Annotated in this window: 12 protein-coding genes; 6 read left to right on the forward strand and 6 right to left on the reverse strand. The window is 65.9% G+C overall.

Going from position 1 to position 12,242, the window contains the following annotated elements; all coding sequences use genetic code 11:
* Positions 1-21: 21 nt before the first annotated feature.
* The 3 genes from BLT08_RS21060 (at position 22) to BLT08_RS21070 (ending at position 2,045) form a co-directional block, all read left to right on the forward strand.
* Positions 22-1,257: an MFS transporter gene (locus BLT08_RS21060; RefSeq protein WP_175529407.1), complete on the forward strand. Its 1,236-nt coding sequence runs from the start codon at positions 22-24 to the stop codon at positions 1,255-1,257.
* A gap of 81 nt (positions 1,258-1,338) precedes the next feature.
* Positions 1,339-1,620 (forward strand): toxin-antitoxin system TumE family protein, encoded by a 282-nt coding sequence (locus BLT08_RS21065; protein WP_090311994.1) that lies wholly within the window; start codon positions 1,339-1,341, stop codon positions 1,618-1,620.
* Positions 1,617-2,045, forward strand: coding sequence for an HVO_A0114 family putative DNA-binding protein (locus tag BLT08_RS21070; RefSeq protein ID WP_090311996.1), 429 nt, complete (start codon positions 1,617-1,619; stop codon positions 2,043-2,045). Before BLT08_RS21065 ends, BLT08_RS21070 begins: the two co-directional genes overlap by 4 nt.
* A 319-nt stretch (positions 2,046-2,364) precedes the next feature.
* Here BLT08_RS21070 and thsA read toward each other — a convergent pair whose 3' ends face one another.
* The 5 genes from thsA to rio1 form a co-directional block, all read right to left on the reverse strand.
* Complete coding sequence (thsA, locus tag BLT08_RS21075) at positions 2,365-4,026, reverse strand: thermosome subunit alpha (RefSeq protein WP_090312000.1); 1,662 nt, start codon at positions 4,024-4,026, stop codon at positions 2,365-2,367.
* Positions 4,027-4,366: 340 nt separating this feature from the next.
* Complete coding sequence (locus tag BLT08_RS21080; RefSeq protein ID WP_090312003.1) at positions 4,367-4,924, reverse strand: KH domain-containing protein; 558 nt, start codon at positions 4,922-4,924, stop codon at positions 4,367-4,369.
* Between the two features lie 336 nt (positions 4,925-5,260).
* Positions 5,261-5,764, reverse strand: coding sequence for a metallophosphoesterase (locus BLT08_RS21085; RefSeq protein WP_090312005.1), 504 nt, complete (start codon positions 5,762-5,764; stop codon positions 5,261-5,263).
* A 57-nt stretch (positions 5,765-5,821) separates the two neighbouring features.
* Positions 5,822-6,004 carry a hypothetical protein gene (locus BLT08_RS21090; protein WP_090312007.1) on the reverse strand — a complete coding sequence of 61 codons (183 nt, stop codon included), beginning with the start codon at positions 6,002-6,004 and terminating at the stop codon, positions 5,822-5,824.
* Between the two features lie 106 nt (positions 6,005-6,110).
* The gene (rio1, locus tag BLT08_RS21095) at positions 6,111-6,986 is read right to left on the reverse strand and encodes a serine/threonine-protein kinase Rio1 (RefSeq protein WP_090312010.1); all 876 of its coding nucleotides are present in this window, start codon (positions 6,984-6,986) and stop codon (positions 6,111-6,113) included.
* Between the two features lie 172 nt (positions 6,987-7,158).
* Between rio1 and BLT08_RS21100 the strand changes: the two genes are divergently transcribed.
* The 3 genes from BLT08_RS21100 to BLT08_RS21110 all read left to right on the forward strand — a co-directional run bounded on the left by BLT08_RS21100 (position 7,159) and on the right by BLT08_RS21110 (position 11,128).
* Positions 7,159-7,554: a 2Fe-2S iron-sulfur cluster-binding protein gene (locus BLT08_RS21100; protein ID WP_090312012.1), complete on the forward strand. Its 396-nt coding sequence runs from the start codon at positions 7,159-7,161 to the stop codon at positions 7,552-7,554.
* Positions 7,555-7,677: 123 nt separating this feature from the next.
* Positions 7,678-9,762: an NAD-dependent DNA ligase LigA gene (ligA, locus tag BLT08_RS21105; RefSeq protein WP_090312015.1), complete on the forward strand. Its 2,085-nt coding sequence runs from the start codon at positions 7,678-7,680 to the stop codon at positions 9,760-9,762.
* Positions 9,763-9,883: 121 nt separating this feature from the next.
* Positions 9,884-11,128, forward strand: coding sequence for an MFS transporter (locus BLT08_RS21110; protein ID WP_245724307.1), 1,245 nt, complete (start codon positions 9,884-9,886; stop codon positions 11,126-11,128).
* 79 nt (positions 11,129-11,207) lie between these two features.
* On the opposite strand, the gene BLT08_RS21115 is transcribed toward BLT08_RS21110, so the two are convergent.
* A complete protein-coding gene (locus tag BLT08_RS21115) occupies positions 11,208-12,215 on the reverse strand; it encodes an ArsA family ATPase (RefSeq protein WP_090312021.1) in 1,008 nt (335 codons plus the stop codon).
* Positions 12,216-12,242 lie beyond the last annotated feature (27 nt).

Here is a 12,242-nt window from a genome sequence, read left to right on the forward strand (position 1 = left end):
CGAGCGATCGCGAACTTCACGATGCTGGGCCACTCGCTGGTCCACTGGTTCGAGACCTCGATTCCGATCTTTCTCGTCGTCTGGCTGACCGAGTTCCCCGACGCCGGCGTTGCGGTCTTCGGCCTGATCGTCGCGCTTGGCTACGCGCCGTTCGGCCTCGGTGCACTACCCGCCGGCGTCCTCACGGATCGCTACGGACCGAAACGACTGATCCTCATCTGTCTCGGCGGCATGGCGCTCGCTTTCGTTGTGCTCGCGTTCGCGACCTCGATCGCCACGATCGCGCTCGCCCTCGTTCTGTGGGGGGTCGCCGCGAGCGTCTATCACCCCGCCGGACTCGCGCTGATCAGCACCGGCGTCGAGGAGCGGCCGACGGTTTTCGCCTACCACGGCATCGCCGGTAACGTCGGCATCGCGCTCGGCCCGTTCGTCACCGCGACGCTCCTGATGGTTGGCCTCGAGTGGCAACTCGTCGCCGCCGTTCTCGCCGTCCCCGGCTTCGTCGGTCTCGCGTACGGACTCAGCGCGAACTTCGATCCGGCGGCTGCGGTCGACGCCGACGACGTCGCCGACGCCTCCGAACCGCTCTCGCTTTCGGAGTTCGTCTCCGGGTCGCGCGCCCTGTTCGCGAGCGCGTTCGCCGTCGTCTTCGCCATCGTGACCTTCGAGGGGCTGTTCTACCGCGGTATTCTCACGTACCTCCCCGAAATTCTCCACGACGCGCCGGCGATGGCCGTCCTCGACTTGCCGACCGGCTTCGAGGGGATCGAGCCGGCGGACTACATCTACGTCGGCCTGCTCGTCGTCGGCATCGCCGGCCAGTACGCCGGCGGGAAACTCACGGACAGGATTCGTGTCGAGCGCGGTCTCGCCGGTATCTTCGCCGTACTCGCCGTCCTCGCGGTCGCCTTCGTCCCGGTGCGAGAGATGGGGCTCGGCCCGATTATCGTCCTCTGTGCGATTCTCGGCTTCTTCCTCTTCGCGATCCAGCCGTTCTACCAGGAGGCAGTCGCGGTCCACACGCCCGAAGACGCCCGCGGGCTCTCCTACGGCTACACCTACCTCGGCGAGTTCGGCCTCGGCGCGGGGAGCATCGCCCTCGGCGGCTTCGCGCTCGGGATCGGCCTCGAGGCCTTCTTCGGCCTCCTGATCGGCTTCGCGCTCGTCGGCATGGCGCTCTCCTGGGGTCTACTGGTCGCCATCTCGCGGTTCGGCGCGTGGCAGGGGGCGGGGGCTCGAGCGCAGAGCGAGGACTGAGTGCTTTCGTCCGTTTGCTCCGATACTGATGGGATCTCCCCCATACATTTATTTTGATGGGAAACGTCCCATATGACACGAATGGGGTATGCGGTCATCGAAGACGTCGAAGATCGGGTTGGCAACCGTATCATCCGTCGGAAGATACTTTCGACCGACGATCCCCAGTACCCGAGCGGCTACCGCTACGCGCTTCACTACGGGTACGTCGATGGCCGTGGCACCATTATCCGCTACGATAACGAAAACCAAACCGTCGGACGACACGAGCGCCACACGCCCGACGGTATCGAAGAAATCGAGTTTCCGGGCATGATGGCGCTTCGGGACCGATTCGTCGAGGAGGTCGAACACGAACGATGACTGAAAACACACTCAAAATCACCTTCGGACAGCGTGACGAGCATCGCGACGCCGCTCGAGCTCGCCTCAAGCGAGCCGAAGCTGGCGAAACTGGTGATCCGATCGAACAGGACGTCCGTCACATCCTCAACTTCGAGGAGTACAGCGATATCGAGCGGCTGATGCGCGTTTCGAACCTCGAACTGGTCGAGGCGATCGCGACGAAACAGCCCGCGAGTATTCGCCAGACCGCAGCAGTGGTCGATCGCGACTATCGCGAGGTCCACCGGAACCTGAAGGAACTCGAGTCGCTGGGTGTCGTGGAGTTCGAGGACACTGGCCGGTCGAAGACGCCACAGTTGCGCGGCGGTGCGGATTCCATCGACTTTTCGATCCGGTTTCCGTTCGACGACGACGGGAACCACTCGTCTCCTGCTGTGTCGTGAGAGAGTGACTCGGCAGTAGCCGAGAACGTACTGTAGCGGAGTTCGAGGCTCGAGAGACGAATCGAATGGAGTGGAACTCCCCGTTTCACCACTCACGTCACAGACCTGGGTTCTGCGACCGATGAAGTTCTCCCTAATCCATTCGTCGGCGAGTGAGCGGTTCGAAGAACCCGAATGAAGCCGTTCACCGAACGCGAAGCGCTCGGGCCGACGAGCGACGTGAAGGGACGTGGAGCGTCCCGAAACGGAGCGAGGAGGCTTTTATACTAAATTTTGCCGAGGGTGCGGCTTCGCCGCGCCCGCAGAACAAAATTTAGTTTCACATCATGCCGCCCATGCCACCGCCCATACCGCCCATGCCGCCGCCCATGCCACCGCCGCCCGGCGGCATCTCGTCGTCGCCGTCGTCGTCGGCGACGGCGAGGTCGCCGGCGGCGATGACGTCGTCGATGCGAAGCAGCATGACGGCCGCCTCGGTGGCGGACTCGATAGCCTGGGTCTTCACGCGAAGCGGCTCGTAGACGCCTTCTTCGGCCATGTCGATCGTGTCGCCGGTGTAGGCGTCGAGGCCGGACGTGGTCTCGCCGGCGTCGTGGTCGGCGCGGAGTTCGACGAGCGAGTCGATGGGGTCGAGTCCGGCGTTCTCGGCGAGCGTGCGCGGGATGACTTCGAGGGCGTCGGCGAACGCTTCGACGGCGAGCTGTTCGCGGCCGCCGACGGAGTCGGCGTAGTCGCGCAGCGCGAGCGAGAGCTCGACTTCGGGGGCACCGCCGCCCGCGAGGACTTTACCGTCCTGGAGCGTGGTGCGAACGACGCCGAGGGAGTCCTCGATGGCCCGGTCGACCTCGTCGATGACGTGCTCGGTGCCGCCGCGGAGGATGAGGGTGACGGCCTTGGCGTCGTCGACGTCCTCGACGAAGATGCGCTGGTCGCCGGCGATCTCCTTCTGGGCGACGCTGCCGGCGAAGCCGAGGTCGTCCTCGGTCAGGTCGTCGACGGAAGAGACGGGCGTGGCGCCGGTCGCGCGGGCGAGCTGGCCCTGGTCGCTGGATTTGACGCGACGGACGGCGATGATGCCCTCCTGTGCGAGGTAGTGCTGGGCCATGTCGTCGATGCCGCCGTCGACGAAGACGACGTCGGCGCCGACGTCGGCGACCGCTTCGGCCATCTCGCGCAGCTGGGCCTCTTCCTGCTCGAGGAACTGCTCGAGCTGATCGGGGTCGGTGACGTTGACTTCGGCGTCGATCTCGGTCTCTTTGATCTCGAGGGCGCCGTCGATGAGCGCGACGTTGGCGTCCTCGGCGAAGTACGGCATGCTGTCGGAGACGCGCTCCTTGTCGACGATGACGCCCTCGACGAGCTCGGAGTTGTCGATCGAGCCGCCGACGACCTTCTCGACTTTGATGTTGTCCGTGTCGACCTCGTCGCCGTCGGCGACCGAGCGGACGGCCTCGACGACGAGTCGGGAGAGCAGGTCGCGGGCGTTCTCGGCGCCCTTGCCCGTCATCGCGGTGGCGGCGATCTGCTCGAGAATCTCGGTGTCGTCCTCGTCGACGTCGATGGCGATGTCCTCGAGTACCTCGGTGGCTTCCTCGGCGGCCTCTCGGTATCCTTGCGCGAGGGTGGTCGCGTGGATGTCCTGCTCTAAGAGGTCCTCGGCCTGGCTGAGCAGTTCACCGGAGACGACGACGGCGCTCGTGGTGCCGTCGCCGACTTCGTCCTCCTGGGTCTCGGCGACTTCGACGATCATGTCGGCGGCGGGGTGATCGATCTCCATCTCCGAGAGGAGTGTGACACCGTCGTTCGTCACGATGACGTTACCCGACGAGTCGACGAGCATCTTGTCCATCCCCTTCGGACCGAGCGTGGTCCGTACGGACTCGGCGACGGCCTTTCCGGCCTGAATGTTCATCGACTGCGCGTCTTTGCCGGACGTCCGCTGGCTGTCCTCCGAGAGAACGATAAGGGGCTGGTTGCCCATCTGCTGTTGTGCCATAGTCAAGCGAAGGATTGTTTGTGATTCTATATAAGCCTTTCGAGAACGTACGAGTCAAATCCCACTACGAGGGTGTCGTACGGCAGTTCACCGCCAGCCGTGTTACTGGTATTTATAACAATCATCCGGCGTCGGAGCGTGAGAATTCGCCGTATGGCGGCCGGTGGCTCCGCTCGTGTGGTCAGGCACGTTCACCATCGCGCTCCCAGTTCCGTAGCCGCGGTCTCAGTCCCGAGTCGATCGGCGGCGGCCGGGCGCGCTCACGAACGGCAGCGGTTGTGGCGATCGCCAAAGGCGAGTCGAAACCGAAAACGGAGAGACCGGATCAGGACTGGCCGCCGGGGAACCGGTGGTACTGCATGCCCTGATGTTTCATCTCGTTGTGTTTCTCCTCGAGGAACGAGTAGACGGCGCCGTGTGGCGCGCCGTCGAGGAGCATCTCGGCGGCCGTTCGGACGACGTCGACCTGCTGGGGCGCGCCGATGATCCCGAGCGTCGAGCCGTAGATGACGACGTTGGCGCCCGACAGCTCCTCCATGAGCTCGCGGGTTCGGCCGCCCTCGCCGATGAGTCGTCCCTTCTTGCGTTTCATGTCGTTCGTGTTGCGCGCGGCGGCGTCGATATCGACGACGTCGAACATGATCATGTCGTCCTCGAGCAGTCGCAACGCCGCCTCGGGGGCGAAGCCGCGGCCGATCGCACGGACGATATCCGGCGCCTTGAGACCGAGCACGGGATCGCCGACGGTATCGACGGCGACGGAGCCGTTCTCCGAATCGATGTCGAGTCGCACCTCGGCTTCCGCTTCGATCTCGCGCATCGTCTCGCCGCCCTCGCCGATGAGCACGCCGATACGGTCCTGCGGAATCTTCACGTGTTGCATACGAAACGGTACTAGCTGAGCGAGGTTAAGCGCTTGGTCCGCTAGCTCTGGCTGCGCGTTTCGGTCTGTCTCTCTCGATGACGGCTACTGATACCACCACGAAAGCCCCTGCCGGGATCCAGTCGAAGGACTCGCTGCGCGCTTCGAGGCTCGCTTCGCTCGCCTCTCCAGTGCTTGCGTCGTCCGTCTTCCCGGATCCCGGCAGCCCCTTTCATTCCCACCCGCGGATGTTCGATCGGCCAGCCGATACGGGGTGGGAACGAACGGGTCGGGGGCTTCCGCGGTGCCCGTACCGATTCCGTTGGTTGAGTGAACGGCGAGCGACCAGTCGAGACGTTACTCGAGCACCGACCGGAACCGTACCGACTTCGAAAGGGTGTCGACGACCGCGACCGTCCGATCCGCTTCGGACTTCGCCAGCACGTGCGCACCGGGGTTGAGCACCGTCGTTCGACCCTCATCCGAGAGTTCGCGCTCGTGGTGGTGGCCGTAACAGACGAAGTCGTACGTCTCGCCGGCCGCGATGGCCTCGACCTCCTCGAGACTCTCGCCGTGGAGAACGGCGAACGAAAGGCCGTCGAACTCGAGGCTCGCGAAGCGGCCGTGGAGTTCGCTCTCGCCGCCCAGTGCGTCGAATTGCGATTGAAGGTTCGCGACGTCGCCATCGTTGTTCCCGAGGACGCCGTGGAGTTCGAACTCGCCGAAGTAGCCGACCATCAGGGGGGCGATGAAATCGCCGCAGTGGATCACGATCTCGACGCCCTCCTCTTCAAAGATCTCGGTCGCGCGCTCGATGGCTTCGACGTTGTCGTGGGTGTCCGAAATGATCCCGATGTTCATACGCTATGACGCGACTGCGAGACCCAAATGCGTTCGGGGGGTGTGATCTGGTTCCAGCTACGACAGCGCACCTACGTCGACGACGTCGAAGTACGTGCTCGCGTCGAGTCGCCGCATCTCTGCCCGAAAATGGCAGAGACAGTAGTGCCAGTAGACGATCCGCTCTCCCGTCGCGTGCCTGACACCGATCCGGTGGCTCGCCCTGTGGACACACGGCTCCCGGCTTTCACACCCGGTCATACTCGAGCCGTCGTGATCCGTCGGAGAAAAAGCGAGACCTTCGATGTCGTGGCGGCTATATCGGGTCCGTTCGTCGGTGCCTTCGCCGCCCTTGCTGCCGTGGCAGTCAGTCCCGCGAGGGATCCGGTTCCGGACTCGTCACGAACTCGAGCAACTCGTCTTCGTCCGTTTCGATCCCCTGCCGCGAGAAGAAACTCGCGACGTTTCGGCAGTCGCGCTCGAGGAACGTCCGGCTGTTCGGGTGGTGGACGGTCACGGCCTGTCCGACGTCGATGATCACGAGCTGGCCCTCGTCGAAGACAACGTTGTACTCGCTCAGGTCGCCGTGGATGATGCCCGCGGAGTAGAGCCGGCGCATGTACTCGCGCATGACCTCGTAGGCGGTCTGGGGGTTCTCGATGTGGACCTCGCCGAGCCGTTTCGCGCGGCCGTCGTCGTCGCCGATGTACTCCATGACCAACACGTTTCGCTCGGTGGCGATCGGCTCCGGTACGCGAACGCCGGCCGCTCTGGCCCGCTCGAGGTTCGCGAGTTCCTTCTTCGTCCAGGCGAGGACGACGTCCTTTTTCTTGCCGCCGAGGCCTTCGAATCGGGGATCGCCCTCGAGGTAGTCGCGCATCTGCCGGAAGTTCGAGGCGTTGATCCGGTAGATCTTGACCGCGACGTCGCGGTCGTCGCCCAGCGCGTGGTAGACGTTGGCCTCCTTGCCCGTCGAGAGCGGCCCGCCGAAGGCCTCGACGTAGCCGTCCTGGACGAGTTTGTAGAGCGCCGCCAGCGTCGCGTCGTCGAACACCGACTGCTCGACCTTGAACTGGTCGGCGTCTTTGATCCGCTCTTCGAACTGCTCGAACTCGCGGTCGCGCTTGCGAGCGATCCGGTCGGCCTCGGTCTCCGAGACGTCGATCTCCTCCCACTCGTCGCCCGGCGTTTCCACTTCCTCGAGGTCGACCAGTCCGAACTCCGTATCCGTTCCCTGTCCCATCTAGTCGGCCTCTACGAGAGCGGTGCGGGTAAAGACTGGGTATCGGTGTTCGGTCGCTCTCGCCGCCCCGCGTCCGGCCCGTCGGACGCTGCCACGCCGACGCTTTTCTCGCTGTGGCCCCTACCAGTCGTATGAGTCACACAGCACATCGGCGAGCGGCGGGGCGCGACCGATGACGGGACACGACGTCACCCTCGAGTGGCCGGACGGTCGCACCGAACGGGTCGCGGTCGGGCCGCGGGAGACGGTGCTCGAGGTGGCCGGACGGGAGGGCATTCGGCTCCCGTACGATTGTCGGAAGGGAACCTGTACGGCCTGCGTCGGTCGACTACGCGCGATCGACGAGGACGGGGCCGAACCCGACGCGGCCGCGGGTGACGGCGACCGCGCGACCGATCCGATCGACGCCGCGGCGGCGTTCGACTACCGACGCGCACCGACGGCCCTGACCGACCGCGAGCAGCGAGCGGGGTACGTCCTGCTGTGTATCGCGCTCGTCCGCACGGACTGTCGCGTCGAGGTCGGTCCGAGGGTGCGCTCGGAAGTCGGCGGCAGCCCCTGGAGCTAGTCGCTCGAGCCGACAGGTTCGGTCTTGGTGGCGGTCGACCGCTGCCGAGCGCCGTTCGTCGGATCGACGGCGGCGACGCGTCAGTAACGTTAACGGGTCCGGGAAGCAACCCTCGAGCAACGAATGTCACTCACCGACGAGAACGCGGACGAAGCGAATCCGTACCTCCGGGATCCGCCGACGGAGTTCGAACCGGTCGCGGAGCTCTCGGCGGACGAGGCCGAACAGCAGGTCGAGCAGTTGCGGGAGGCCATCCGTGAACACGACCGCCGGTACTACGTCGAAGGTGATCCGACCATCGCCGACCGAACCTACGACGCCCTCTTTTCCCGTCTGCAGGACCTCGAGGACGCCTTCGACTGCTCCCACCCCGACAGCCCGACGCGAAGCGTCGGCGGCGAACCGCTCGAGGCGTTCGAGACGGTCGAACACGTCGCGCCGATGCTCTCGATCGACCAGAGCGGCGAGGCCGAGGACGTGCGGGAGTTCGACGACCGGGTGCGAAGGGAGGTGGGTGAGGTTCGGTACGTCTGTGAACCCAAGTTCGACGGCGTCTCGATGGCGTTCGTCTACGAGGACGGCTCGCTCGAGCGCGCCGTCACCCGCGGCGACGGCCGCGAGGGCGACGACGTCACGCGAAACGCCCGCACGATCGGATCCGTTCCACAGCAACTCCACGGCGACTACCCCGATTTTCTGGCGGTTCGTGGCGAGGTCTACATGCCCAAGGACGCATTTCAGGAACACAACCGCGAGCGGATCGAACGCGGTGAAGAGCCCTTCGCGAACCCCCGGAACGCGACCGCGGGAACGATCCGCCAACTCGACCCCTCGATCGTCGCCGAACGGCCGCTCGAGGTGTTCTACTTCGACGTGCTCGAGGCCAGCGACCTCGAGGACAGCCACAGCGCGGAACTCGAGCGCTTCCCGGAGTGGGGGCTGCGGGTCACCGAGCACGTCGAGTACGCCGACGACATCGAGGCGGCGATCGACTACCGCAACCGAATGCTCGAGGCGCGGGACGATCTGGGCTACGAGATCGACGGCACCGTCATCAAGGTCGACGACCGCGACGCTCGCGAGGAACTGGGCCGAACGGCGCGCCACGACCGCTACGCGTTCGCCTACAAGTTCCCCGCCCGCGCGGAGGTGACCCCGATCGTCGACGTGGCGGTGCAGGTGGGCCGCACGGGTCGTCTGACCCCGGTCGCCCTCCTCGAGCCGGTCGACGTCGGCGGCGTCACCGTTTCCCGAGCCAGCCTGCACAACCCTGAGGAGATCGCGGTAAAGAACGTCAATATCGGGGACACGGTCCGCGTCCAGCGGGCTGGCGACGTCATCCCCTACGTCGAGGAGGTCGTCGAGAAGGACAGTGAGGGCCACTACGAACTGCCCGAACACTGCCCGGTCTGTGACAGCGCCGTCGAGCGCGACGGGCCGATGGCGTTCTGTACGGGCGGGCTGGCCTGTAACGCCCAACTGCGCCGGTCGATCGAGTACTACGCCAGCGACGACGGCCTCGACCTCGAGGGACTGGGCGAGAAGAGCGTTCGCCAGCTCGTCGACGCCGGCTTGCTCGAATCCGTCGCGGACCTCTACGAACTCGAGCGCGAGGCCCTCACGGAACTCGAGGGCTGGGGCGAGACGAGCGCCGAGAACCTGCTGTCCGAACTCGAGGAGAGCCGCGAGCCGCCTCTCGCTGATTTTTGCTCGGCGCTGGGCATTCCCCACGTCGGGCCGACGACGGCCCGCGAACTCGCCCGCGAGTTCGGCACGTTCGAAGCGTTTCGCGAGACTGCCGAGAACGATCCGGAGCGACTCGAGGGCGTCGACGACGTCGGCGAGACCGTCGCCCAACAGCTCCACGACTTCTTCACGAGCGAGGCGAACGCCGCGGCCGTCGACGACATCCTCGAGCACGTCTCGCCGCAAGAGACCGAACTCGAGGCCGGCGGCGACGAACTCGAGGGGCTGACCTTCGTCTTCACGGGGTCGCTCGAGGGTGTCACCCGCGGCGAGGCTCAGGAAACCGTCGAGGCTCACGGCGCGAACGCGACGGGCAGCGTCTCGGGCAACACGGACTACCTCGTCGTCGGCGAGAGTCCGGGCCAGACGAAGCGCGACGACGCGGCGGACAACGAGGTGCCGATCATCGACGAGGACGAGTTCCGGGAACTGCTCGGCGAGTACGGGATCGACCTCGAGTGAGCGTCGAGAACTGCCGGCCAAACGGACGGGGTTCCGACGGCTTTAGTACGAACGACCGTAATTGCAGCGCACCGTGCTGACTCTGCTCAGACGCTTACGCGATGTCTCCCGTCCGAGAGCGGTGGGTTCGATCACCGTCGGCCACGGGGTTAACGAGTTCTTCGCGATCGTGATCCCGCCGATTATTCCGCTGCTCGTCGCGGACCTCGGGATCACCTACGGACAGGCGGGCTTTCTCGTCACCATTTTCTTTCTCATGTACGTCCTCTTCCAGCTTCCCGCCGGCATGCTCGCCGACGTAATCGGGAAGGAGCGACTCCTCGTCGGCGGCCTGTTCGGGATGGCCGCGGGGATCTTTTTGGCGAGCACCGCACAGAGCTACGAGACGCTGCTCGTCGCCCAGACCATCGCCGGGATCAGCGGCAGCGCGTTCCATCCGACGGGGATGGCGCTCGTCAGCGACTACGAGACGGAGGCGACCGAGGGGAAGGCGATGGGTGTGTTCGGGTTCGGCGGCGCGCTCGGGACGATGTCCGCGCCGGTTATCGTCGGCGGCGTCGCCGCGGTTGCGGGCTGGCGACTCGCCCTCGCCACCGGCGTCGCGATCGGACTCGCCGTGAGCTGTCTGGTCGTCTACCTCTTTCTCACGGCTGAGACTCCGAGCGACGCGACGTCGGCTGGCACCGACGACTCGCGGACAGACGACCCACGGACCGACGGTGGCGAATCCCGGAAGACGATCCGGCAAGCGATCCGTTCGGCGGATCTCTCGTTCGATCTCACCATCACGAAGAGCGTCGTCGTCCTCTTTTTCGTCACGCTCGTGCTGTCGATGCAACATCGGGCGATACAGACCTACACGACGGCCTACGTCGCCGCGGAGACCGGAACGTCGGCGTCGGTCGGAAACGTCGCGTTCTTCGCCCTCCTGGTCGGGGGCAGTCTCGCCTCGCTGTACGCCGGCGACCTCGCGGATCGGTTCGATCGGGTCGCGTTGGGAATCGGCGCCTCGCTTCTCACCGCCGTACTAGTCGCTGCCACGCTGGCGCTGGCGGCCGTCTTCGGCGAGCTACCGATCGGCGTCCTGACGGTGATCCTGGCGGTGTGGTTCGCCGTCATCGGCGCCGGCATGTACACCAGCTACCCGGTCAAGAACGCGATGGTCTCCCAGCACGCCGAGACGGGCTCGAGCGGAAGCCTGTTCGGCGTCATCCAGACCGGCTCCGCCATCGGCAGCGCGAGCGGCCCGGCGGTGTTCGGCGTCCTCTCGACTCGCTGGGGCGTCGTCGCGGCGTTTCCCGCCATCGCTACGGTGAGCGTCGTGCTGGCCGCCTCGTTCGCCGTCCTGTGGTTTACCGGCGACTAATCCTCATTCCGACGACACTCACGTTTGGCCCTCGTCGCTCCGATACGAGCAGCGGTCGCGACGCTTCAGCCGCGTTCGGCTACGCGGGAGTCGGCAGTCGATCGGCGATCGACCACACTGCCTCGAGCCCCTGCACCTCCCCTTCCCGCTCGGGCAGCGTCACGACCTCGAGATCCGGAAACGTCTCGCGGACCTCCGATACCCGCTTCGCGTGGCGTTCGTACCGAGACTGACAGCGCGAACAGCCCTCGTCGGGGTCCTCGAAGACGCGGTTCACGACGAGTCGGTCGACGCGAACCCCGCCCTCGCGGAGTTTCTCGACGAGGCGCTCGGACTCGGCGATGGCCATCCCCTCGGGGATGAGGACGACGCGAAACTCCGTTCGCTCGGGGTCGACCAACAGGTCGCGGGCGCGCTCGAGACGTTCCTGAAAAGCTCCGAGGCTCTCCTCGCCGTCGGTACTCCCACTGCCCATCATCGACATCGGGCCGAACACCGCCGATTTGGCGGCGGTGCCGATTCGGCTGGCCTGCCCGCGAAGCGACTGGATCGTCTGGAGGGCGGGCCCCATCACCTCGGGCGTGTCGAACAGCCGGAGCGTGTGGCCCGTCGGGGCGGTGTCGAAGACGACGACGTCCCACTCGCCCGAATCGACGTACTCGACGAGCAGGTCTAGCGCGGCGATCTCGTCCCCGCCGGCCGGCGCGCCCGACGCGAAGATCCGTTCGACTTCGTCGTCCGAGAGGCGGATGCCGGCGCTGCGGAGATCCGCGGCGAGCGCCGTCGCTAGCTTCTCGTAGCGTTCCTGCTGGGTTTCGGCGTCGATCTCGACGGCCCAGAGGCTGCCGCCCGCGTCGAGTTCGAGGTCGCCCTCGTCGGTCGCCTCGAGACCGGGACCGGCTCCCAGATCGACCTCGCTGGGTTCGGGCCCGAGATCGGCCTCGAGCGAGTCGGACAGCGAGTGGGCCGGGTCGGTCGAGACGATCAGCGTTCGGCGGCCCGAATCGGCTAGCTCGAGACCGGTCGCCGCCGCACAGGTCGTCTTCCCGACCCCGCCTTTCCCGCCGTAGAAGATGCAGTCGGTCACGGACTCGCGTAGGCGTGGCAGCTACCT

It is taken from the genome of Natronorubrum texcoconense, from assembly GCF_900100335.1.
In the GTDB taxonomy this organism is placed as follows: Archaea; Halobacteriota; Halobacteria; order Halobacteriales; family Natrialbaceae; genus Natronorubrum; species Natronorubrum texcoconense.